Source organism: Tautonia sp. JC769 (assembly GCF_040717455.1).
GTDB lineage: Bacteria > Planctomycetota > Planctomycetia > Isosphaerales > Isosphaeraceae > Tautonia.
Genome location: NZ_JBFEFH010000035.1, coordinates 1 through 21,911 on the forward strand (window position 1 = coordinate 1; position 21,911 = coordinate 21,911).

Genomic DNA, 21,911 nt, shown 5'->3' on the forward strand with positions numbered 1-21,911 from the left:
AACATGATTCTCGGGCGACTGGTGTCCGAGTTTCGCAGACCAGAGGAAGTCGCATCCCGGAGCGAGACGCCTGTGAGGCGTCCGTCCGGGATAATGGCTGGACTTGATCAATTGTCATCCTGGACTTGATCAATTGTCGTCGCTGCCACCGCTTCCCAGGAGAGCAGGGCGGCTCGCGGCTCGGATCTGGTCGAGTAGTTTGCGCTGGGCTTCAGTCAAGACGCTGACGCACTCGTCCATCTCCTTGCGTGACAGCTCTTCGATCCGGGCTTTTAGCTCGGCGATTTCCGACTGGTAACGCCCTCGGATGATGTAGATGTCTTGTTTTTGCTGGTTCGAAAGGCCGACCTTCCCGAAGTTGCTCGGGACGCGGCGATAAGGCGGATAGGTCTTCGGAGCGACCGGGGTCGGCTGATCGTCGATCGCACCTGGTGGAGGTGTTGCAACAGGTGCGGACGGTTTAGGGTCGTTTTCCTGAGCATGGCTCGTCGCGGTGACAAACGCGGCTGCACAGGTCAGGCAGAAGAGGGGGACGATTGAGCGGCTTCGCAACATCGTTCAGGGTCCTCAAAATCTACGAGGATTACGGAGGGTCTATGAGGCCCCTGGTGCTCAACGTCATTCTTCAGCATCGAAAATGATGATCGACATGAGGCATCCATGAGCCATTCCCGAATATAGTCGTGGCGTGATTGCATTGCAACGTGTGGGATTGGTTTCAACGACTCGGTTGCAGGGGTAGGGCGTCGGGGTCGGTCGGTCGCGGGCGGTACCAGATCAGATTCTGGGTCGTCCCACCGATGGCGACAACATCGGGGAGCCCATCGCGATTGAGGTCGCCGCCGCGTAGGTCCTGCGCGGCGATCGCGGCGTCGAGGATGGTTCGATTCCAGGCCTCGCCATCGAAGTGGTAGGCCGAGACGCGGTGATCTGCCCCGCGGTGGCCTGCGAAGACCTCGTCAATCCCGTCGTTGTTGACGTCGGCAAGCCAAAGGGCGTGACCGTCGTCGAGGGTCTCGTCCAGGATCGTCCGGGGGCCGATCCGGTCGGGTTCAATGGCTCCCGGCGTCAACGCGTCGAGGGGAATGGTCGCAACGGCCACGGTGGATCCGTGCCAGGGCTCGATGGTCGCGAGCAGGGCATGCTTCGGCCCGAACCGTCCGAGGTGGACCTCGCTGGCACCTCGCGCGGGGGGAGGACTGTCCGCGCCTGGCGTGAGTGTGAGGTTCCGCGATGTGTCTGGCGCACTGGGATGACGGGTGTCGAGACGACGATGGAGTGAGACGCCGAGATTGCTGGCCGACAGGATGGAGTCGCGGTCATCATCCGGAAGGCGGACGACGGCGATGGCGTGCGTGACGGGAGCGAGGGCGAGGGGGATGGCCTCTGGGCGGTCGGCCTCGATCGAAACCGAGGGGAAGACGACGAGCTGGGCCGAGTCTTCCTGGAAGGCGGGAGGTGTGGACCTGGGGCCGAAGATGGGGGCCACGATCAGGTCGGTGTGGCCATTGCCGAGGGTGTCAGCCCATCGAAGGCGATGAATGCTCGGTACATCGACGATCGTCCGGAATGACCATTCGTCGTCGGAAGAGCCGCCTGGTACGGCAAGCCCGAGCTTACCTCGACGGGGCTCACGCATGGCGAAGTCATAGGCGATGGCGACCTCGGCGCGGCCATCGCCGTTCAGGTCGGTGGTGGCCGAGGAAATGATGCCGGGGGTCCGATCGGGACCCGTGATGATGCGTTTCTTCCACGATGGGTTCTCGTACCAGGCGCAGGTGCCGCCGCCAACGGCGATGACGTCCGGCCGTGCGTCGCCGTTCACGTCGGCGACTTCGACCTGATAGCCCCCCGGGAACGCATCATCGATCACGATGCGATCGAATGCGGGAAGGGGGAGCGGGGGCGGCAAGCGGGGCTCGTCCGCGAAGCAGCAGCGAGGCGGGAGCACGAGCAGGAGCGCGAGCAGGGTGAGGGGTCGCATCGGGGTTAGCCTTCCAGGTCGGAGGGGGAATCGTCCAGGTCGGAGGCCTTGAGGCCCCAGTGGTCGGGGATCCCGGCGGTGTCCTCGGGACGCACTCGCAATTGATTCACGTCGATCTCGCCCTTGAGATCGACCTCAACGAGCTTGAGCCGGTTTTCGAGCAACTTGACCTGCTGCTCCAACAGGTTGAGGCGTGTCTCGGCCTCGTCCACCCGTTTCGGCCGGGGGACCTCGGGGTAGTTCAGCTGGCGCTGAAGGGCGGAGAAGAGGTAGAGGGGATCGCGGCCGTGGTTCGCCCGGGCGATCTTGCCCTCCTTCTCGCCGAAGAGGATGGGAAACTTGGGGGTGAAGCCGGGGTCGCGGCGACGCATCTGGGCGACGAGGAACTCGGATCGCGAGTAGATCAGGTCGGCAAAATCAACATCACCCAGGCGAGCGTTCAAGAGAAGGATATAATCACTCCAGGATTCGTCGTAAAACGGGTCGGCGGCCATGGCGTCGAGGCCGCCGGAATAGCCGAGGCGATTGCGGCTGATGGCCTCGAACTGATAGACGAACAATCCAGCTGGGGTGGGCTCGGAGGCGCGGTAGTTGGCTTCGCGTTCGAGGACGAGGAGGGCCTGGTCCATGGGGAAGCGGTTGTACGCTTCTTCTTCCGCCTTGCTGATGACATACGTCTGGAACGGCGAGAAGTAGTGGGCCAGCTGCTTCATGGCCGGCCCCATCAGGCCGCTGACCTTCACCTCGGAGTACATGAAGCCGACGGCCAGGGGGAGCCGAGTGGTCGAGAGCAATTCCTCGCCGATCCGAGAGAGGACGTCCTGAGACGGGATGCCGTCGAGCACCCGCTCCCGGAAGGCTCGGAAGAAATAGGCCTGCTCGATGTATTCCTCGCGGTCGAGCACGGGCATGTCAGGAGCCTCGGGAGGATGGAGGGGGGCCGGAACTCGCCTCAGGAGTCGCGTCCCGGGTCAACGTGCTGACGGTGGAATCGTTCACGGATCCCTTCGTCATTGTCCGTTCATGGTTCGAGCCGGAGCGGTGGGAGCGTCCTGGCCGTCCTGGTGCAGGGTGTCGAGCAGCGCGAGGAAGTCGGCGACGCGGGAGCAGGAGTAGTGGGGCGCCTCGGCCAGCAGGCGATCGGGCCGGAAGGCCGCCCAGGTGACGGCGCAGGTCAGGGCGCCCGCGGCCCGGCCGGCCCGAACGTCGGCGGGGCTGTCGCCGACCATGAGGATCCGCCGAGGTTCGACATCGAGCAAGCGGGCGGCCCGGAAAAGCCCGTCGGGGTCGGGTTTCGGGCGTTCGACGTCGTCTCCGGAGACCAGGCAGTCGATCCGGTCGACCAGTCCGAGCGCGGTCATCGAGAACTGGGCGGCCCGACGACCCTTGCCGGTGAAGACGCCGACCTTCCAGCCGAGGCCGCGGGCCCGGTCGATGACGGCGGGGATGCCGTCGAAGAGGCGGACCATACGCTCGTGTTCCTGTTCATAATGGAAGAAGAAGCGATCGAGGGCCTCGTCGAGGCGTGCTTCAGGGGCGAAGAGGCCCAGGCAGGCCCGCTCGGCGGGGCCGAAGCTGGCCTCGACTTGGTCGTCGGTCGGGAGGGGATCGATCCAGGGGGAGAGGGCGTGGCGGAAGGCGTCGAAGATCAACGGGAGCGTGTCGGCCATCGTGCCGTCGAAGTCGAGCAGCAGGGCTCGGGGCGACTGCGGGGAGCTCATGGAGGTGTCCGGCTGGAATGCGTGTTGGCGAGTGTTCGCGGAAATCACCATTGTATCGAACGACCAGGCGATTGCCGATGCCGGTGAACTCGCACGACGGGGCGGTGTCCGATAGAGTCGGTGGAGAGCGAGGGCCCGCGATTGACCGGGGCCAGGTCATACTATCAGGCAAAGCGGCTCGGGATGGCATCGAGGCTCGATGATCCGGGGGCCGGGGCCTAAGGGGGAGGATCGGAATCGTGAACGACGGCTGGATCGCGGACCGGATGACGAGGATCGAGGCATCGGGCATTCGCAAGGCCTTCGAGATGGCCAGGCAGATGACCGGCCCGATCAACCTGTCGATCGGTCTGCCGGACTTCGACGTGCCGGAGGTCATCAAGGACGCTGCCTGCGAGGCGATCCGGGGAGGACGCAACGCCTACACCGTGACCATGGGTGATCCCGGGTTGCGGGGCGAGCTGCAACAGAGGGTTGATGAGACGTATGGGCATGCCGACCGCCAGGTCATGGTGACCTCTGGGACGGCGGGGGGACTCTTGCTGGCCATCTGCTGCGCCGTGAATCCGGGGGACGAGGTGATCGTCTTCGATCCCTACTTTGTTATGTATCCAAATCTCGTTGCCCTGGCGGGCGGTACGACGGTGCTGGTCGAGACGTATCCGAGCTTCGGCGTGCCGATTGATCGCGTCGAGGCGGCCATCACGGCGAAGACGAAGGCGATCATCGTCAATAGCCCCGGGAACCCGAGCGGCGTGGTCGTGCCGCCGGCCGATCTGGAGGCGCTGGCCGAGCTGTGCAAGGATCGGGGGGTCTTGCTCATCAGCGACGAGGTGTACAAGGCCTTCTGCTATGACGAATCGTTCCATTCGCCCGCAGAATGGAATGAGGATGTGCTGGTGGTCGACGGCTTCAGCAAGACGTATGGGATGACCGGATGGCGGCTCGGGTTCGCGCACGGGCCAGGCCGACTGATGCAGGAAATGGCCAAGCTGCAACAGTTCTCGTTCGTCTGCGCCCCGACCCCGTTGCAGCACGCGGTGGTGGGGGCATCGAAACTCGACCTGACAGGTCAGATCGACGCCTACCGTCGCAAGCGGGACCGGGTGATTGAGGCACTCTCGGGACGGTACGAGCTGGCGAGGCCGACGGGGGCCTTCTATGCGTTCCCGAAGGTGCCGGAGGGTTGGCCGTCGGCAACCGTGTTCGTCGAGGAAGCCATCCGGCGGAATCTGCTTGTCATTCCGGGGAACGTCTTCAGCAAGACCGATTCACACGTCCGCATTTCCTATGCGGTCGATGATGCCGTCCTGGAGCGAGGGCTTGAGGTCTTGCGATCGCTGGCCGAAGCACCCGGGGGGGCGACCGCCTGAGCGGTCCGGACAGGTTCAGTCATCGATGAGGGGGTCGTCTGCGGCGTCTGGACGACCTTCCTGCAACCGTCGGAGCATCCGGCCGCGTTTGCGGGGCAATCGGACCCGCCCGAACTCGGCCAGGCGAGGCTCGAAGAGGGGCCAGGTGAGGACGGTCAGGCAGGCCGAGTCCTGCAGGATGGCCACGAGCATCCGGCCCCGGTGGAGCGCGAGGACGGCCACCGCGCCGTTCTCGGGGTTGCGGCCGAGTCGCCGGGTGCGGGCGAGGGCGTTCCGGAGCGAGCCTTCGGCCTCCGGTTCGGGGACGTGGAATCGCTCGATGAAGCGTCCGACCGCGTGCCGGGTCAGGCGAGCCTGGCTGTAGTCGCGCTGACCCTTGGGAGGAGGGGGAGGAGCATCGCTCATCGCCGTGTGTGTCCTCCCGAGAGGTCGCGATCCGATGGGTCGAAGGTCCGTTCGGCAGGCCACCCGAGCCGAGGGTAAGACCGCACGGGTGGCCATCTGGCCGAATCAAGTCTTCAATTGATTCTGATTCGATAAGGTGGGGTCGTGGGTCAGTCCTGGACCTCGCCGGTCGCGGCCCACTCGACGCCGCGTCGCATCCATTCCTGGTAGTTCGGGTTCGAGATGGCTTCGGGGTCGTGGCCGAGCACGTTGTTGTAGACACGGCCTTCGCCGAAGGTGTTCACCCAGACGACCGGCTCATCCTTGCCCGTCCCACGCGGCAGGTCGGGGTCGGAATAGGCGGTGGCGAGGACGACGTTGCCGTCGACCATGAGCGAGTTCTGATACAGTTCGTCGATCGTGTGATCGAACGATGCGGCGAGGCCTCGCGTGATCGGGTGGTCGACGTCGGTCTTCTTGACGGTGAACTCGTGCTTGGGGCCGTGGAAGCCCTGGGTGCGCCAGCCGCCGGCGATCATGCGCTCATATTCCTCCCAGTTGGGATCGGCGAAGGCGCTGGAGGCGAAGTGATAGACGACCAGGCCGGTGCCGTTCTTGACGACGTCGACCAGGGCGGCCTTGTTCTCGTCGGACCATTCGGTCTCGGCGGTGGCGCCGTCGGTCTGGCGGTAATTGAGGAGCAGGACGTCATACCTGGAGAGGTTTTCCTCGGTCAGGTCGCTGGCCGGGGTGGTGGTCACGTCGACCTTGATCCGGCCGCCTTCTTCGAGGAATCCCTTGATGATGGGGGTGGTTTCCTGCCAGGCGTGGCCGCGGTGGTCGCCCGTGATGATCAGGCACGAGATCTCGTCGTCCTGGGCGAGGGCAAGGGCGGGGCTGGACCCGGCGAGGGCGAGCAGACCGAGGCAGGAGAGGGCGAAGCGTCGAGTCATGGTTGAGCAACTCCGGTTTCGATCGATCGAGCGTTCGGTGGTCTGGGAAACGCGTGTCGGCCGACCCCCGGCCGAAGGCCCTTTGCCCGAACGCGATCGTCGCCCCCCAGCCTATCGCTTGATCGGCCGCGATGCGACGGGGATGCGAAGGTCCTGGCCATGAAGGCCGACGCGAGGGCTCAACGAAGATCGGGCCGACGTTCGTAGAATCGGCTCAGGGACCAGAGGCGGCGGACCTGATGCGAGACGATCAATGCCGTCACCAGCACCGACGCCACCACGATGTTGAGATAGGTGTTCGGTTGCGGACCCTTGGCGAACAGGCTCTCGAGCCAGATCAACGCATAGCTGAGAGAGCCCAGGCCCGCCGCGAGCCAGACGAGCCAATGGCGGGACCAGAGGCCCGAGGCGACGACCAGCATCGGATAGCCGATCACCAGGCCGCTGTCGGCGGCATCGAGCAGGCGGAGCGCGGCCGTGAGCGCCAGGACGTCGACGACGATCCATGCGGGCCAGAGGCGCTCGGGCCGGTCGGATCGACGGGCGATCATTTGAATGACGATGGCCGAGGCCATCCAGAGCAGTTCCAGGCCGGTGATTTGCAGGTGCAGCGTGTGGTGGCGGTCGGCCGGCTCATGGGCCAGGTAATTGGCCTGGGTGAGCAGGGTGATGCAGCCGATGGCGACCAGGCGGAAGGCCAGTTCCGGCTCGCGGCGGGCCCAGCGTCGGAGCCGGCCGAGCGGGCCGATCCGGCTGGCCGAGATCGGGTCGTTGCGGAGGAAGCGTTCCAGGTCGTCGGCCACCGCCTCGGCCGAGGGATAACGCCGCTGGGGATCGATTTCGAGGCAGCGGAGACAGATCGCCTCCAGTGCCCGGGGGACTCCGGGATTGAGCCGCCGGGGAGGATCGGGTTCACGTTCGCCGATTTGAACAAGCGTTTCCATCGGCGAGCCGGCCTTGTGGGGAGGGCGGCCGGTGAGCATGGCGTAGAGGACCGCCCCCAGGCCGTAGACGTCGGTCCGGGCGTCGATGGACCCGGCCCGGGCCTGTTCGGGGGCCATGTATTCCAGGGTGCCGACGATCGCCTCGGGACGGGTGATCCCCTGGTCCGACCCGGGGCCGATGCACTTGACCAGCCCGAAATCGGTGACGAAGGGGGTTCGGTGTTCGATCGGAGTTTCGGCGTCGCCATCGAGGAGAATATTGGCCGGCTTCAGGTCGCGGTGGACGAACCCGAGTTGGTGGGCGTGGTCGACGGCCCTGGCGATCTGAAGCAACAGATCGGCCACGACCCGAGGCTTCTCGCGCAGGGCGGGGACGACCCGAGAAAGCGTGCCGCCCTCGATCAGCTCCATGCTGAAGAAGTGTTCGCCCTGCGAGCAGCCGACGTCGAAGATCCGCACGATGTTCGCGTGCCGCAGGCCGGCCACCGCCTCGGCCTCGATCCGGAACCGGCGGGCCTCCTCGTCGGTCGCCAGTCGACCGACCCTCATCACCTTCAAGGCCACCAGCCGGTTCAGCCCCTCCTGCCGGGCCCGGTAGATGACTCCCATGCCCCCGCGGCCGAGTTCGCCGAGCAGCTCATAGCCGGCGATCGTCCTGGGCCTGGTCGCGCAGAAGATCTCGTCGACGAGGGGGGCGTCGTCCGGGAACCGGGCCAGGTATTCCGCCTCGGCCGGCTCCTCGCCGGATTCGCGGCGCAGCTCCAGCTCCAGGGCGATCAGCTCGTGGAGCAAGACCCGGCGCTCGATGCCCCGGGTCGCCGCCAGGAACGACTCGATCGAGGGGCGACGTCCGGACCGCCAGTCCGCCTCGAAGCGGTCGCAGGCGTCGTTGACGAACCGGGCGCGATCGATCGAGAGGGTGGGTTCAGGATGGAGCTGGGTTTCCGCGTTGCTCATCATCATCGGTCCCCAAGATCTTCGAGCGAGGCATCCCTGCCGGAGCTGCGGCAAATCGTCACATGCGGCGATTACTCGGGGTCATCTTCGTCGTCCGGGGCCGCCGATCGGTGCGCCTCCCAGATCTTGCGGATCAGGTCGAGCCGACGGGCGACGGTCCGGCGGGCGCAGCCGAGTCGGTCGGCGATCTCGTCGTTGGTCAGGCCCTCCAGCCGCCAGATGGCGACGCGACGCAGGTCGTCGTCGCCGAGCTGTTCGAGCAGGCGTTCATACGATTCGGCGACCATGACCGCGAACTCGGGAGACGGCTCGGTGCCGGCGATCTGGTCGAGGAGCATGCGGTCGTCGTCGGCCTCGGGGCCCTGGACGGTGTCGATCCGAAGGTGATCTCCCCCGCGTTTCTGGGCCCGACGGCGCTGGGCCTGGGCGCCGGCCTTGCGCGCGGTGATGACGACCAGGAGCCTCCAGAGGTCGTCTCGGTCGCCGAGCAGGGGGAAGCGGCCCCGGGCGGCTCCGGCGCAGAAGCTGTCGAAGGCGCTGAGGGCGGCGTCCTCCTCGTCCTCGTCGGCCCCTCGTCGTCGGCTGGAGGCGAGTTTCTGCCGGGCCAGGCGGACCAGGCGGTCGAAGTAGCGTTCCCAGAGGGGTTGCGCGGCCTCGGGGTCGCCGGCCTTCAGCTGGCCGATCCACCGGGAGACCGACCCGTGGTCGTCGCCGGGGGGGGGAGAAGTCATGAGCCTCGCCTCTGGGTTCGGTCCGATCGGCAAGCGATCCGCGCGGCGGTTGCGAACGGGTGTGATCCACGTATTCTCGTCCGAGAACGCGGACGGGTCCAGGACGATTTTTTTCCGTCAGGCGGAGGAGGGGTGGTCGGTCGCAGGCCCGGCGAGTGCCTCGGGATGCGAGGAGGCCCAGAGCGACAGCCGGCGCGTCGCCCCCGTGCGGGGCAGGGCATCGAGCTCGGCCATCGGGCGCCAGGCGACGGCCGAGAGGCCCGGCCCGGGTGTCGGGGCGCCGCCGATCGGGGTCGCGGCGATCGCCGAGAGGGTCACGCGGTGCTTGGTCACGGCATAGCGGAGGGTATGGACCGGCGGCCCAATCGCCAGCGAGACGCCGGTCAGGGCCCGGAAGCGGTGGTCGAGCGGATCGGCAAGCCCCTCGCCGGAGCCCCGGCCGGCGGGATCGACCCCCGACAGATGGATTGTCGGGAACTCCCAGAAGCCTTCCCAGAGCCGGCCGACGCCGCGCCTGACGACCAGGAAGCGCCGTCGGTCATCCACCGCCAGGAGACACGACTCGGACACCTCGAGCGGGGGGATCGGCGCCGACCGCTTCGGCAAGTCATCCTGCAGCCCGTCGCGGCGGGCGAGGCAGTCCTCGGCGACCGGGCAGGCCAGGCATCGGGGCGATCGAGCGGTGCAGACGGTCGCTCCCAGGTCCATGATGGCCTGATTCAACCTCCCGGGGTCTTCCGGCGAGACGACCCGGGTCGCGGCCTGCCAGAGCCGGGCCTGGGAGGCCGGGGAGCGGACGTCTTCGGCCCACCGGAGCCACCGGGCGAGGACGCGCTGGCTGTTCGCCTCGAGGATCGGCTCGGGCAGGTCGAAGGCGATCGAGGCGACCGCCCCGGCGATGTAGCGTCCGACTCCGGGCAGGCTCCGCAGCGCGTCGGGGTCGCCGGGGACCCGGCCGTCGTGCCGTTCGACGATCGCCCGGGCCGCCTGGTGGAGCAATCGGGCCCTTCGGTAGTATCCCAGCCCTTCCCAGGCCTTCAGGACGTCGGCCTCGTCGGCCGAGGCGAGCGCCTCGGGGGTCGGGAATCGGGCGAGGAACCGCTCGAAGAAGGGGCCGGCGGCGGCGACGGTGGTTTGAACGAGCATGACCTCGGAGACGAGGACCTTGTAGGGATCGCGGTCGCGCCTCCAGGGGAGCTCGGCCCGGCCCTCGCGGTCGTACCAGTCGAGCAGGGCGCGGCGGACGGTCGCGAGCCAGGAGGGGTCGAGGTCGGGCGACGGGTCGGCCGGGCTGCCCGGCTGGGGCTGGGGCCCGGGCTCGGGCCGTTGCAGTCGCTTTGATCGGCGCATGAAGACGATTCCTTGTATTCAGGACGAGACGTCAGCCGGTCCTCACCCGACGTCGAGTGGCCCTGGGGCCGCGCGTCCGGCGGCCTGAGTCGAGCGAAGTCGGACGTGTCTCGCGTGAGCAAGGCAGGGAACGAACAGGTCCAGATGCGGAGATGGCAGAATTTTCCGATCGGCGGGAGTTTTCCGGAGACGCCGGGCGATTCATGTCGTAAATCTCAGGTACAGGACGTGATAAGTCATCGTGGGAAGAGCTAAAAAAAGACGAGAGTTGGAATTTCGACCAGATTCCGGCAATAAAAAGCGGACATTCGGCAAACTTTCCCTTGACGGCCCAAATTACGGGTGCATACTTGGGGTGCAGGGAGGTGAGTGTTCGGGCGGGCAGCCAAAGCGGACTCGATGACGAGCGCACGAGTGAGCTGCCATGACCCGAGGGAGTTTGCCGAAGCTGGCAACACGTTCTCACCGGAACATTCCACGATGGTATCCTCGCTATTCGAATCGCTCGCCGGCAATGCGACTGCCGGCGACGCGGAGCACGTGATTGGCCTCGATGTCGAGGTGCGATCCGATCGCGCTCCCGTGACGGACTTCCGGCGGCTGGTCCGCCTGGTCCACGAGAATGAACGGCTCCTGGCGGAGCTGGAGACAGTCCGGACGAAGATCCGGCAGGCCTGGGCGTACGTGTCGGAACCGGGGAGCAATCCGGCCCTGGGGATGGCGCACCTGGAACGGCTTCGGATGAAGCGTTCGGCATTGCTGGCGCACCTGAGATCCAATCGCATCGAAGCGAGGATCTTGCTGGGCAAGGCGCTGCCGAACGATGAATCCATCGAATTAAATTAATCGCAACATGTCGCTCGTCTTGAGACCTCACCTTGGCACGAACACCTGACGGAGAGACGCCGTGTACCAGGAAAAGTCCCGCAAGCAGCGCCCGCCGCTGACGGAAGATCAGCAGCGGTTGGCCGTGAAATACCTGCCGATGGCCCGATCGCTGGCCAAGCCGTTCAAGGAACAATTCCCGGACATCTGGGAGGAGTTCGAGTCGGCGGCCTGCCTGGCCTTGGTCGAGGCGGCCCGAGCCTTCGAGCCGAACCGCGAGGTGAAGTTCTCGACCTTCGCCCGCCAGCGGATCTCGGGGGGGTTGCGCGACGTTCGCCGCGACCGCATCCTCCGCAGCCGGAACGAATGCCAGCTGGCCGACGGCGCCGAGAGCGGCTATTCGATGATCTCCGAGTACCCGGGGCAGGGGCCGGCGATCGGAGCCGACCTTGAAGCCGTCGAGGCGGTCGAGACCTGGCTGAAGAAGCTGCCCCGCCAGCACGCCGAGACCTGCCGCTTGATCTATCTGGAGGAGAAGACCCACGCCGAGGTCGCCCAGAGGCTCGGGTTCTCCCCGTCCCGGATCACCTACATCCACCTCGAGGCCCTGGCCATGCTCGGTGGCACGTGGACCCCGGGAATCCGCCCGCTCCCCCCCGCCCCCCGACGCCGCGGACGACCCCGCCGGGCGATCGTCGCCTGAGGATCGCAGGCTCATTTCCTCGGATCGGCCGCCACTCCCGACGGCCTGGATCGCTGTCCGTGCATGATTTCGGTTGTTCAAAAGCACGCTCGAACGAACGACAGACGTACCTGGATTCGCAGACTTGGTTTCGTGCATCGCGAAAGAAACAAAGGACAAAACCATGTTGGTCTTGAAGCGCAAAGAGGGTCAGTGGGTCGAGATCATTCACCGCTCCGGAGACGTGATTCGACTTCGCGTTTACGACATTCAGGCCGCCGCGGGGGTGCCGAGCCGCACCAATCTCGCCTTCGACGACGCCGCGAGGAACTTCGAGATTCGACGCCCCGAACGACGGGTGACCCCTCCGAAACCCGAGTCGCCTGCCCTCCCGGGGGCCGAGATTGAGGCCGAGATCGAGATCCCGCAGGTCCTCGTCGCCGAAGCCGCCCTCGCCATCGACCCGGAACCCGGTTTCGGCGGCGACGCAGCCATCCAGGAGGCATTGACCGAAGCCCTCTGACGACCGGCCGGTCTCCCGGCCGTGCCCGATCCCGAGCCGGACCCCATAGGCCCCCGCACCGCCCCGAGACCGGGCGGTGCGGGGGCTGATCGTTGGTTGAGTCAATGAGAATGTGCGAGTATGTGAAGGAAATGTGCCCTGCGGCCGATCAGGCCGGGGGGGGGAACAGGGCGACGTCGCGGAGCGGGAGGACCTGGGAGAAATCGTCGCGCTCGACGGCCGCCACGAAGCGGCGGAGGACAAGCTCCAGGTGCTCGGTCAATTCCGGATGACGCTCGGAGACGTCGTTCTGGTCCCAGCGGTCCTCGGGCTTCCGGTACAGCTCGACGGCGCGAGGGGGGTCGTCGGGGTCGGCCTCGATCGGCACGATCAGGTGCCAGTAGTGGGAGCGGAGGGCGAATTCCTCGACGTCCATGCCCATGCAGGCGAAGTCGCGGAGCTTGGTCACGCGCCCCCGGATCAGGGCGAGCAGGTCCTGGCCATGGATCGGCGGTTGCTCGGCCTCGAACGGCGAGTTCTCGGCGTCGACGGCCGCGAGGATCGTCGGCAGCAGGTCGACCGATTGCACAATCGCCTGATGCCGAGACCCGCCGCGATCGCCCCCCGGCAGGCGGACGATCAAAGGCGTGTGCACCAGTTCCTCATAGAGCCAGGGGCGGAAGCGGCGGACGAAGCCGTGCTCGCCGAGCGGTTCCCCCTGGTCGGAGGTGAAGATGACGAGCGTGTCGTCGAGCCGGCCGAGGCGTCCCAGGTGGTCGAGCAGCCGGCCGACCTGGCGGTCGAGCGCGGTGACGGCCCCGGCGTAGGTCCGGCGGAGGCGGTAGAGCTCCTCCTCGGAGATCACCTCGCCGACCGGCCCCGGGGGCACGTCGAGCAGGGTGGCGACCTCGTCGAGGAACAGGTCCTCGCCGTCGTCTTCCCCCTCCGGCTCGTCGTCGACCAGGTCCCCCTCGTCCCCGGCCTCGAAGTCGTCCGGCTCGACGCTGACGTAGCGATCGCGGTCGGTCGGCGGGGGGTCCCAGGGGCCGTGGGGGCTGAACAGGTCGAGCCAGAGCACGAAGGGGGCGGGGGATGGTTCGCCGGCCGAGCGGTCGAGCCAGTCGATCGCCGCCCGGACGGCGCGGCCGGAGCCGGCGTTCTCCTCGCTGTTGAGCTTCAACGCCGTTCGATTGCGGAGGTACTGCTCCCAGCGGAGGGTCCAGAGTTCCCGGTCGGGGTCGTCGTCGTCGGGCAGGCGGAGCCCCGGCTCGTCGGCGATCGAGACGCCGGCGGCGCGCGGGTCGTCGGGAAGGATGTACGGGTCGTACCCCTCGCCCCGGATCCAGACGACCTCGTCGAACCCGCGGCCGAAGCCGTGCCCGGCCTGGCGGAGCATCGGGACGTCGGAGATCAAGGCCGACCGGACGCCGCGATCAAACAGCAGGTCGGGCAGGATCGGCTCGTCGGCGCGGAGGGGGGTCCACCCCTGGTCGGGGTCGGGGAAGCCGTAGCGGCCGGTCCACCAGCTCCGACGGGTCGGCAGGGTGGTGAGGTTTTCGGGGTAGTGGTGATCGAAGACCACCCCCTCGCTCGCCAGGCGGTCGAGGTTCGGCGTCTCGATCCAGGGGTTCCCATACGGGCCGAGGAACCCGAGGTGCAGGCCGTTGCAGGCGATGACGATGACGTTCATGCCGACGATTGTAGCGTCTGACCCCTTTGCGAGCGAAGGGGGCTCGGCCGGTCGGGGGCGATCGTCGCCGGGGGAGGCCCGGTCAGCGTTCCCAGATCACGCGGAAGCCGAGCTCGGGGAAGGTCTCGAGGCCGGTGTCGCGCACCCCGACGCCGAACTGGACCCGGTAGTGCTCGCCGATGTCCCAGTGGACCTGGGGCATGATCAGGATGTCGCCCGAGCCGACGAAATTGCGGGCGATGTTCGTCTCGACGCCGACGAGGAACTGCTCGGTCAGGTCGTAGAAGACGCTCAGGTTGACCAGCATGTCGAGCCCCCGGCGGGGGGCGAGGTCGTCGAACGGGAAGACCAGTTCCCCGGCGTTGAAGCCGAACATGCCGAAGAGGCTCCATTTCTGGTCGAGCCGGATCCCGGCCAGGTAGAGGACCGCGGTCGACACCCGATTGTCGTTGAAGTCGTGTTGCAGGAGTCCCTGGATGCCGTGGATGAACGCGTCGTCGAAGGCCGTGCCGAAGGTGTACTGCGCGCCGTACTTCGCCGCCTCGATCTGGGTGTTGAAGATCGGCAGCTCGAATTCGAGGGCGAAGCCGTCGAACAGGGCGTATTCGATCTCCGGGGCCCACTCGTAGCGGGTCCGGCCGTCTCCCCGGAAGGGGACGAGGTTCAGGACGTTGACCTCCAGCTCCCCCCGGCGGGCGCCGAGGCCGCGGACCAGGTCGAAGACCATCGGCTCGGGGATCCGGGGCCCGTCCCGGTAGTCGATGTCCTCGACCCCTCGGGGAGATGGGGACGACAGGTAGGTCATCGGCGGGTCGGACACCGTGCCCGGCGTCGGGACCGAGCCGGGGGGCAGGACACCGAGATCGGCCTCGGCGAACGCCGGGGCGGCGACCAGCGCGGGCCGGTCGAAGAACAGGCCGGGCGCGGTCGGCGGCGGCAGGGCGGTGTCGTACGGCAGGACGGGATCGGGGGTCGGGGGCAAGGCGTCCGGCACGACGCCGCCGACCTGCGCGGGGGCGACCAGCGGGTCGATCCCCGGGGCGATCACCGAAGGGGGCAGCGGGACCCGCTCGTCCCCCAGGTCATCGGCCGGGGCGGGCGAGGAGACGGCCGGGAGGATCAGCAGGATCGTCCCCAGACGGGCGATCCCTCGGCCCGGCCCCGAACGGTCAGCGCCCGGTCGGCGCCCGGTGATGGTTTCCAACGGCCCAGTCTCCTTCCCGCCAACCCTGGAAGAACGCGACGGCCGAGGCAAGCGGCCGGTGTGTGGTGCGCCGACGGAGAGGGGGTCCCCGGGGGATCGGCCGGCTCGACGCGGGCGGAGCATAGAGGGGCCGGCCGTTGCTGTCAATTCCATCGCGACCCCGGCCCCGGCCCGGACCGCGCCCGGTCCCGAGACCGGGGGGGCGCTCAGGCGCCCTCCTCGATCCGCTCGGTCGGCAGCTCCGCGAGGTCGACGGGGGGGAAGGACTCTCCCCGGGCGATGGCGTCGAGGACGGGGCGGGGGGCATCGTTGACCCGGTCGCCGAGCGCCTGCTGCAGGTCGGCCGTCAGCGCGGCGATGGCCTCCTTGCGGGGCAAGCCACGGTAGTCGGAAACCTCGATCGGCGGCCGGATCTCGATGTCGGCCCGCGAGCCGAACTTCAGCAGGCGATCCGAGTAATTCAGGCGGATCGGCACGACGGTCAGGCGATTGTCGCCGAGCTTTTCCTGCACCTGGAGCGAGATCCAGGCGGCACCGGGCTTCAGGGGGTGAATCTCGCCGGGGGCCAGGCGGAAGATGTTCCCCTCGGGGAAGATGACGAGTGACTGGCCCGATTCCAAAATCTCGCGGCAATGCTTCAGGGCCCCGGGGGTCGGGCGATTCGTGTTGATCGGGAAGGCCCCCAGGCGGCGGACGAACCAGCCTTGCAGGCCGTGGGCCACCTCGTTGTGCGAGGTCAGGAAGCGGAGCGATCGGAATTTCGAGGCCTTCCGCATCACCTGATAGAGCATCAAGGTGTCCGACCTCGTGCGGTGCGTCGGGGCGAGGATCAACGGCCCGGTCGACGGCAAATGCTCGACATGATGCACGCGGACCCGGAAATAACACCGCAAGAAGAGCCAGTGAATCGGCCAGAGCACCAGGAGCAACCAGGGCGCAACATAAGATCGGGGCGCATCGGCAGCGCTCATCGGCGGTCGGCTCCGTGGCCCGTCCGCATCCCGAAGCGAGGGGATCCGAGGGCCAATGAGAAAGGGGGGGACGACGATCAACCTCAGCCAGATACCTTACTCTGAGGATCGCCCGGCCGTCAGTGCCAATCGAATCGCGCCCCGGGGCCCCGGTCCCGGCCGAGAACCCCCGAGGGGCCCCCGCGAGGGTCCGACGGCTGACGCCGGAAGATCCGATGGCGAGGGGGGATGACCGTCGCCTTCGCTTGCTTCGCCCCCGACCATGCTCTAGAATGGCTGAGTGATTCAACGGCGGAAGCCGCGTCGGGATTGCCGGCCAGACGCGGCGTCGAGCGGACACCTTACTGATGGAGCGACCACCGCAGCCGTACTGAGAAGAACGAGACGGTGGCACATCATTCGACCGGACATCACCCGAATTCGGATCGGGTCCCCGGCCGGCATTCGCCGGCTCGAGGTCCCGAGCGTGCTCTGCCCGCCGGACGCGACGGCGGACTGGTCGCGTGTTCGTACCCTCTTTCCCTGACGCGATGCGACGAAAGGATCATGTATGCCCACGGGTAAGGACAGCAGCGGCGGCTCGGGGGGCAACGGCGGCGGGCGTCGCGGCGGCGGGACCGGAGGGGGCCCCACCGGGCCGGGCGGCGGCAGCAACGGCGGAACCAACCGGCGCAATGCCTACTGCTCGTTCTGCCGGAAGAGCTACCGAGACGTCGGGCCGCTCGTCGAAGGCCCCGGAGACGTCTACATCTGCGGCGAATGCATCGAGCTTTGCCAGTCGATCCTCGACCAGGAACGCAAGCGACGCGGGGTGCCCAAGGCCCTCTTCACCGACATCCCGGCCCCCCGGGAGATCAAGGAACAGCTCGACCAGTACGTCATCGGCCAGGACCGCGCCAAGAAGGTCCTCTCGGTCGCCGTGCACAACCACTACAAGCGGCTCGTGCTGGGCGAGGAGGGGGGCAGCGAGGTCGAGCTCGACAAGTCGAACATCCTCCTGATCGGCCCGACCGGCTGCGGCAAGACCCTGCTGGCCCGGACCCTCGCCCGCATCCTCAACGTGCCGTTCGCCATCGGCGACGCCACCACCCTGACCGAGGCCGGCTACGTCGGCGAGGACGTCGAGAACATCCTCCTGAAGCTCCTGCACGCGGCCGACTTCGACCTCGAGGCCGCCCAGCGCGGCATCATCTACATCGACGAGATCGACAAGATCGGCAAGACCTCGCACAACGTCTCGATCACCCGGGACGTCTCCGGCGAAGGCGTGCAGCAGGCCCTCCTGAAGATGCTCGAGGGGACGATCGCCAACGTCCCGCCCCAGGGGGGCCGCAAGCACCCCGAGCAGCAGTACATCCAGATGGACACGTCGAACATCCTGTTCATCTGCGGCGGCACGTTCGTCGGCCTCGACAACCTGATCGCCCGCCGCGTCGGCCGCAAGACGATCGGCTTCGGCGGCCAGACCAAGAGCGAGCACGACGACGAGATCGGCTCGCTGCTCGACAAGGTCACCAGCGACGACATCCTCGAATTCGGCATGATCCCCGAGTTCGTCGGCCGGCTGCCGGTCATCTGCCCCTTGCAGCCGCTCGACGTCAGCGCCCTGGTCCAGATCCTCACCGAGCCGCGCAACGCCCTGGTCAAGCAGTACCAGAAGCTCTTCGAGATGGAAGGGGCCGAGGTCGAGTTCACCGAGCCCGCCCTGGCCGAGATCGCCAGGCGGGCCAAGGAGAAGGACACCGGCGCCCGAGGCCTCCGCTCGATCGTCGAGGAGATCATGCTCGACATCATGTTCGACCTGCCCGACATCGAGGAGAAGGCCCGCTACGTCGTCACCCCCGAGGTCGTCCGCAAGGAACAGCACCTGTTCGACCGGTCGGCCCCCCTGAGCTCGTCGAAGGCCCCGGCCCCGGCCTCGAACACCTCGGATGACGAATCGGACGCCGAGGACGACGCGGCCGACTCCGAGCGGAAGAAGGAAAGCGCCTGAGCGATCCGGGCGCGTTCACGCCTTGAATCGAATCGAATCGAATCCGCTGGGGACGCGGTAGGCCGGCCCGACTCGCGTCCCCTTTCTTTTCGCGTCGCCGATCAGCGCCGGCCGGGGGGCAGGTGGTCGCGCTCGATCTCCTTCTCGACGTGGGCGAGGTCCTCGTCCTTGCCGGCGATGAGGATGGTGTCGGAGTCCTTCAGGGGGGCGTCGGGGTCGGGGATCGGGATCATCTCGTCGCGCAGCATGTCGTGCACGGCGATGACCGAGAGGCGGTACTTGCGGGGCAATTCCAGTTGCCGCAACGACCGCCCGATCCAGCTCGTCGGCACGGCCAGCTCCTGGATGCTCAGGGTGGTCCCCATCCGGATGTAGTTGAGGATCCCCCGGCTGGCGATCCGGGTCGCCAGCCGGAGCGCGCTCTCGCGCTCGGGGAAGATCGACTCGGTCACGCCGATCTTGTCCATGACCCGGGCGTGGTTGATCGAGATGACCTTGACGAAAATATCCTCGACCTTCAGATCCTTCATGGCCATCGTGGCGAGGATGCTGGCCGTGATGTCGTCCCCGGTGGAGACGACCCCGACGTCCGCCTTCTCGGTCCCGAGGCGCTTGAGGGTCTCGATCTGACGGCCGTCCCCCACGGCGGCCGTGTTGACGTAGGGGGCGATCCGGTCGACCGCGGCCTCGTCGGTGTCGACGGCGACGACCTCGTGCCCCTGCTCGTGCAGCTTCGCGGCGATCGTGTGGCCGAAGTTCCCCAGGCCGACGACGACGAAACGCTTCTTCTCCATCGCGGGCAAGCTCTCTCGTTGGGGGGGCGGCTCGGATCGGGGCGTCAGCCGATGACGACGTCTTCCTGAGCGTATCGAAAATCGCCGAGCGGCCGATAGGCGGCCACGGTCAGGGCCGAGGCGATCGTCGGCAGGCCGACGCGGCCGAGGAACATCAGGACCACCATCGTCAGCCTGCCGAAGCCGCCCAGGTCGCCCGTCATGCTGCGGCTCAGGCCGACCGTGTCGAACGCGCTGACGCATTCGAACATCACGTCGAGGAACCGCTCCGGCGGGCTCCCCTCGCTGATGACGGTCAGGAGGATGGAGCCGGTCACGAGGGCGAAGCCGAGCACGATCAGGCCGACGGCCCGCTGGATCGTCTCCTCCGGCACGGTCCGCTTGAGGAATCCGGTCACCCGCTGCCCCCGGATGCGGGACCAGGCCAGCAGGGCCGGCAGGGCGACCGTCGTGACCTTCAGGCCGCCGGCCGTCGAGCCGGGGGCGCCGCCGACGAACATCAGGAGGATCGTCAGGAAGCTCGCGCCCGCCGACATCTCGGCATAATCGATATTATTGAATCCTGCCGTCCTCGGCGTCACGCTCAGGAACAGGGCGTTGATCGGCCGGGCCCATCCGGGGATCGCGTCGAGGGTGTTGTCCCACTCCAGGATGCCGAAGCCGATCCAGCCGCCGACCAGCAGCAAGCCGGTCATCAGCAGCACGATCTTCGAGTGCAGGGACATGCGAAAGCCCCGCCGCGATCGCCAGGCCCGGACGTTCATCCACAATTCTTCGAGCGTCAAGAATCCGAGCCCGCCGACGACGATCAGGACCATCAGCAGGCCCAGCGTGATCGGCCAGGTCTGGAAACCCATCACCGAGTCGGTGAAGGTCGAAAACCCGGCATTGCAGAAGGCGCTGATCGAGTGGAAGACCGCGTGGCCGACCCCCGCGACCAGCCCGAACCGCGGGACCCAGACCAGGGCCAGCAGGAACGCCCCGATCGCCTCGAAGGCCAGGGTGAACAGGACGACGTGCCGGGTCAGGCCCCGGTAATCGACCGTGGGGACCGCCTCGCGAGAGCTGGCGGTGATCGCCTCCTGCCGGAGCGACGGGCGGCCGCCGAGCGAGGCGATCAGGACCGTCGTGAACGTGATCATCCCCAGGCCGCCGAACTGGATCAGGAGCAGGATCCAGAGCTTCCCCCAGGTCGAGAAGTAGGTCGCCGTGTCCTCGACGATCAGGCCCGTCACGCAGACGGCGCTGGTGGCCGTGAACAGCGCATCGATCCACCCCAGCCCCGTCGCCCCCGGGGCGTAGAAGAACGGGACCGCCCGCAGGCCGATCGTCCCGATGGCGATGAGGGCCAGGAAGCTGATGAGGAAGAGCCACTCGGGGGTGATCTGCTCCCAGGCGATGCCGACCGAGGCGCGCCGGGTCCGGGCGGTGGCGTCGAGCTCCCACTTGTAGATGCGGCGACGGCGGGCCGGACTCACGGGGGGCGATCCTCCGGCCTTCTGCCGGATTTCGGAAAGGGACGGGCGGATCGGATCGGGTCGGGTCGGACCGCTCGCCCTGGTCGGATCAGGCGGGACGCCGGGTCGAGCGGGGACCGGGTCCGAGGCGAGACGACGGCCCCGACGCTCGGGTCAGGGCGTGGCGAGTCGCGCGGCCACCTCGGCGGCGACGGCGGCGGTGAAGCTCTGGGTCGATTCCTTGCCGCCGAGGTCCCCGGTGCGGACCCCGCGGCGGAGCAGGTCGAGCGTGCCGTCCTTGACGGCCTTGCCGACCCGGATCTCGCCCAGTTGATACAGCAGGAGGGAGAAGGCGAGGAAGATGGCCGTCGGGTTGGCCAGCCCCTTGCCCGCGATGTCGGGCGCCGTGCCGTGGGCCGCGTCGAAGAGGGCGACCCGGACCACGGCCGAGGCGTCGAACGCGAGGTTGGCGCTGGCCCCGATCCCGAGCGACCCGGCCAGGCCGCAGGCCATGTCCGAGAGGAAGTCGCCGTACTCGTTCAGGACCAGGATCACCTGGAACGGCTCGGGCTTCATGATGAGCTTCGCCAGCAGGGCGTCGAACAGCTCCGAGCGGTGGGGGACCTCCGGATACTCGGCGGCCACCGACTCGGCGACGGCCTGGAAGAGCCCGTCGGTGGCCTTCTGGATCGTGTATTTCGAGGCGCTGGTGACGCTCTTGCCGGTCTTCCGGGCGAGGTTGAAGGCATACCGGGCGGCCTCGAGCACCGGCTGGCGCTCGACGATCCGGAGGCTGACGGCGCCGCTGTCGCCGATCATCCGGCCGGGGTCGTCGTAGGTCCCGCCGGTGGCGATCCGGATGATGTCCACGTCCAGCTCGCGGCGGAAGTTGCTGGGGACGCCGGGCAGGGTGTACACCGGCCGGTGGATGACCGACAGGTCGAGCCGGCGGCGGAGGATCTGGTTCGGGCTCTCCTCGGCCGTGATCGTCGGGTGCTTCAGGGCGACCCGGTTCTTTTCGATCGAGGCGATCGCCTCGTCGTAGATCGCCCCCTTGCGCGCCCTCCGGTTCTCCAGCGACAGGTCGACCGCCTCGAAGTGCAGGTCGATCGGGAGCGCCTCGGCCAGGGCGTGCACGGCCTCCGAGAGTTCGGGGCCGATACCGTCTCCCAGCAATTCGGTGACCGTGTACGCCGCTCGCATCAGTCGACGAATCCCCATCCGGTCCGAGCATTGCGACGGGCGTACGCCCCCCGACCGCGACACCGCCAGGACGCGATTGATCCGAGGATTGTAGAGGAGCGCAGGGAGGCCGTCAAACGGTTCGCCGCGGCCAGGGGCCTGACGATTCGGGATCGGCCGACCCGGATCGCCGGCCGTCGGCGGGGGCGCGGAG

General features: G+C 67.5%; 20 protein-coding genes. 5 read left to right on the forward strand and 15 right to left on the reverse strand.

From position 1 onward, the window contains the following. Nucleotides 1-129: 129 nt before the first annotated feature. From AB1L88_RS24000 to AB1L88_RS24015, 4 genes are all read right to left on the reverse strand, one after another. Nucleotides 130-555, reverse strand: a complete 426-nt coding sequence (locus tag AB1L88_RS24000) for a hypothetical protein (protein ID WP_367099237.1) — start codon at nt 553-555, stop codon at nt 130-132. Nucleotides 556-718: 163 nt separating this feature from the next. After that, nucleotides 719-1,984: a VCBS repeat-containing protein gene (locus AB1L88_RS24005; protein ID WP_367099238.1), complete on the reverse strand. Its 1,266-nt coding sequence runs from the start codon at nt 1,982-1,984 to the stop codon at nt 719-721. Between the two features lie 5 nt (nt 1,985-1,989). Further along, on the reverse strand, nt 1,990-2,895 hold the full coding sequence (locus tag AB1L88_RS24010; RefSeq protein ID WP_367099239.1) for a hypothetical protein: 906 nt from the start codon (nt 2,893-2,895) through the stop codon (nt 1,990-1,992). A gap of 99 nt (nt 2,896-2,994) precedes the next feature. Beyond that, nucleotides 2,995-3,705, reverse strand: coding sequence for an HAD-IA family hydrolase (locus AB1L88_RS24015; protein WP_367099240.1), 711 nt, complete (start codon nt 3,703-3,705; stop codon nt 2,995-2,997). A 239-nt stretch (nt 3,706-3,944) separates the two neighbouring features. Between AB1L88_RS24015 and AB1L88_RS24020 the strand changes: the two genes are divergently transcribed. After that, complete coding sequence (locus tag AB1L88_RS24020) at nt 3,945-5,078, forward strand: aminotransferase class I/II-fold pyridoxal phosphate-dependent enzyme (RefSeq protein ID WP_367099241.1); 1,134 nt, start codon at nt 3,945-3,947, stop codon at nt 5,076-5,078. 15 nt (nt 5,079-5,093) lie between these two features. On the opposite strand, the gene AB1L88_RS24025 is transcribed toward AB1L88_RS24020, so the two are convergent. The 5 genes from AB1L88_RS24025 to AB1L88_RS24045 form a co-directional block, all read right to left on the reverse strand. Next, nucleotides 5,094-5,483, reverse strand: coding sequence for a hypothetical protein (locus AB1L88_RS24025; RefSeq protein ID WP_367099242.1), 390 nt, complete (start codon nt 5,481-5,483; stop codon nt 5,094-5,096). A gap of 149 nt (nt 5,484-5,632) precedes the next feature. After that, nucleotides 5,633-6,415, reverse strand: a complete 783-nt coding sequence (locus AB1L88_RS24030) for a ThuA domain-containing protein (RefSeq protein WP_367099243.1) — start codon at nt 6,413-6,415, stop codon at nt 5,633-5,635. 179 nt (nt 6,416-6,594) lie between these two features. Next, the gene (locus AB1L88_RS24035) at nt 6,595-8,322 is read right to left on the reverse strand and encodes a serine/threonine-protein kinase (protein ID WP_367099244.1); all 1,728 of its coding nucleotides are present in this window, start codon (nt 8,320-8,322) and stop codon (nt 6,595-6,597) included. A gap of 65 nt (nt 8,323-8,387) precedes the next feature. After that, entirely contained in the window at nt 8,388-9,047 is a 660-nt protein-coding gene (locus AB1L88_RS24040) for an ECF-type sigma factor (RefSeq protein WP_367099245.1), read from the reverse strand. A 117-nt stretch (nt 9,048-9,164) separates the two neighbouring features. Beyond that, on the reverse strand, nt 9,165-10,397 hold the full coding sequence (locus tag AB1L88_RS24045) for an A/G-specific adenine glycosylase (RefSeq protein ID WP_367099246.1): 1,233 nt from the start codon (nt 10,395-10,397) through the stop codon (nt 9,165-9,167). A 480-nt stretch (nt 10,398-10,877) separates the two neighbouring features. Here AB1L88_RS24045 and AB1L88_RS24050 point away from each other — a divergent pair, with 480 nt between their 5' ends. The 3 genes from AB1L88_RS24050 (at nt 10,878) to AB1L88_RS24060 (ending at nt 12,427) form a co-directional block, all read left to right on the forward strand. After that, the gene (locus AB1L88_RS24050; protein WP_367099247.1) at nt 10,878-11,243 is read left to right on the forward strand and encodes a hypothetical protein; all 366 of its coding nucleotides are present in this window, start codon (nt 10,878-10,880) and stop codon (nt 11,241-11,243) included. A 61-nt stretch (nt 11,244-11,304) separates the two neighbouring features. Then, entirely contained in the window at nt 11,305-11,925 is a 621-nt protein-coding gene (locus AB1L88_RS24055) for a sigma-70 family RNA polymerase sigma factor (protein ID WP_367099248.1), read from the forward strand. 163 nt (nt 11,926-12,088) lie between these two features. Next, complete coding sequence (locus AB1L88_RS24060; protein ID WP_367099249.1) at nt 12,089-12,427, forward strand: hypothetical protein; 339 nt, start codon at nt 12,089-12,091, stop codon at nt 12,425-12,427. A gap of 148 nt (nt 12,428-12,575) precedes the next feature. Here AB1L88_RS24060 and AB1L88_RS24065 read toward each other — a convergent pair whose 3' ends face one another. The 3 genes from AB1L88_RS24065 to AB1L88_RS24075 form a co-directional block, all read right to left on the reverse strand. Further along, the gene (locus AB1L88_RS24065) at nt 12,576-14,096 is read right to left on the reverse strand and encodes a sulfatase (protein ID WP_367099250.1); all 1,521 of its coding nucleotides are present in this window, start codon (nt 14,094-14,096) and stop codon (nt 12,576-12,578) included. Nucleotides 14,097-14,178: 82 nt separating this feature from the next. Continuing rightward, the gene (locus AB1L88_RS24070) at nt 14,179-15,300 is read right to left on the reverse strand and encodes a hypothetical protein (RefSeq protein WP_367099251.1); all 1,122 of its coding nucleotides are present in this window, start codon (nt 15,298-15,300) and stop codon (nt 14,179-14,181) included. A 206-nt stretch (nt 15,301-15,506) separates the two neighbouring features. Next, nucleotides 15,507-16,271 (reverse strand): 1-acyl-sn-glycerol-3-phosphate acyltransferase, encoded by a 765-nt coding sequence (locus tag AB1L88_RS24075; RefSeq protein WP_367099252.1) that lies wholly within the window; start codon nt 16,269-16,271, stop codon nt 15,507-15,509. 550 nt (nt 16,272-16,821) lie between these two features. Between AB1L88_RS24075 and clpX the strand changes: the two genes are divergently transcribed. Beyond that, nucleotides 16,822-18,264: an ATP-dependent Clp protease ATP-binding subunit ClpX gene (clpX, locus tag AB1L88_RS24080; protein ID WP_367099253.1), complete on the forward strand. Its 1,443-nt coding sequence runs from the start codon at nt 16,822-16,824 to the stop codon at nt 18,262-18,264. Nucleotides 18,265-18,365: 101 nt separating this feature from the next. Here clpX and AB1L88_RS24085 read toward each other — a convergent pair whose 3' ends face one another. From AB1L88_RS24085 to AB1L88_RS24095, 3 genes are all read right to left on the reverse strand, one after another. Further along, nucleotides 18,366-19,058 (reverse strand): TrkA family potassium uptake protein, encoded by a 693-nt coding sequence (locus tag AB1L88_RS24085; RefSeq protein WP_367099254.1) that lies wholly within the window; start codon nt 19,056-19,058, stop codon nt 18,366-18,368. A 44-nt stretch (nt 19,059-19,102) separates the two neighbouring features. After that, on the reverse strand, nt 19,103-20,536 hold the full coding sequence (locus AB1L88_RS24090) for a potassium transporter TrkG (protein WP_367099255.1): 1,434 nt from the start codon (nt 20,534-20,536) through the stop codon (nt 19,103-19,105). A 153-nt stretch (nt 20,537-20,689) separates the two neighbouring features. Next, nucleotides 20,690-21,718, reverse strand: coding sequence for an isocitrate/isopropylmalate family dehydrogenase (locus AB1L88_RS24095; RefSeq protein WP_367099256.1), 1,029 nt, complete (start codon nt 21,716-21,718; stop codon nt 20,690-20,692). Nucleotides 21,719-21,911: the final 193 nt, after the last annotated feature.

Coding starts and splice junctions, on each gene's coding strand:
- AB1L88_RS24060 (WP_367099249.1), top strand. CDS start 12,089: ATGTTGGTCTTGAAGCGCAAAGAGGGTCAGTGGGTCGAGATCATTCAC.
- AB1L88_RS24075 (WP_367099252.1), bottom strand. CDS start 16,271: ATGAGCGCTGCCGATGCGCCCCGATCTTATGTTGCGCCCTGGTTGCTC.
- AB1L88_RS24050 (WP_367099247.1), top strand. CDS start 10,878: ATGGTATCCTCGCTATTCGAATCGCTCGCCGGCAATGCGACTGCCGGC.
- AB1L88_RS24045 (WP_367099246.1), bottom strand. CDS start 10,397: ATGCGCCGATCAAAGCGACTGCAACGGCCCGAGCCCGGGCCCCAGCCC.
- AB1L88_RS24000 (WP_367099237.1), bottom strand. CDS start 555: ATGTTGCGAAGCCGCTCAATCGTCCCCCTCTTCTGCCTGACCTGTGCA.
- AB1L88_RS24015 (WP_367099240.1), bottom strand. CDS start 3,705: ATGAGCTCCCCGCAGTCGCCCCGAGCCCTGCTGCTCGACTTCGACGGC.
- AB1L88_RS24040 (WP_367099245.1), bottom strand. CDS start 9,047: ATGACTTCTCCCCCCCCCGGCGACGACCACGGGTCGGTCTCCCGGTGG.
- AB1L88_RS24085 (WP_367099254.1), bottom strand. CDS start 19,058: ATGGAGAAGAAGCGTTTCGTCGTCGTCGGCCTGGGGAACTTCGGCCAC.
- AB1L88_RS24065 (WP_367099250.1), bottom strand. CDS start 14,096: ATGAACGTCATCGTCATCGCCTGCAACGGCCTGCACCTCGGGTTCCTC.
- clpX (WP_367099253.1), top strand. CDS start 16,822: ATGCCCACGGGTAAGGACAGCAGCGGCGGCTCGGGGGGCAACGGCGGC.
- AB1L88_RS24035 (WP_367099244.1), bottom strand. CDS start 8,322: ATGATGATGAGCAACGCGGAAACCCAGCTCCATCCTGAACCCACCCTC.
- AB1L88_RS24010 (WP_367099239.1), bottom strand. CDS start 2,895: ATGCCCGTGCTCGACCGCGAGGAATACATCGAGCAGGCCTATTTCTTC.
- AB1L88_RS24030 (WP_367099243.1), bottom strand. CDS start 6,415: ATGACTCGACGCTTCGCCCTCTCCTGCCTCGGTCTGCTCGCCCTCGCC.
- AB1L88_RS24025 (WP_367099242.1), bottom strand. CDS start 5,483: ATGAGCGATGCTCCTCCCCCTCCTCCCAAGGGTCAGCGCGACTACAGC.
- AB1L88_RS24005 (WP_367099238.1), bottom strand. CDS start 1,984: ATGCGACCCCTCACCCTGCTCGCGCTCCTGCTCGTGCTCCCGCCTCGC.
- AB1L88_RS24095 (WP_367099256.1), bottom strand. CDS start 21,718: ATGCGAGCGGCGTACACGGTCACCGAATTGCTGGGAGACGGTATCGGC.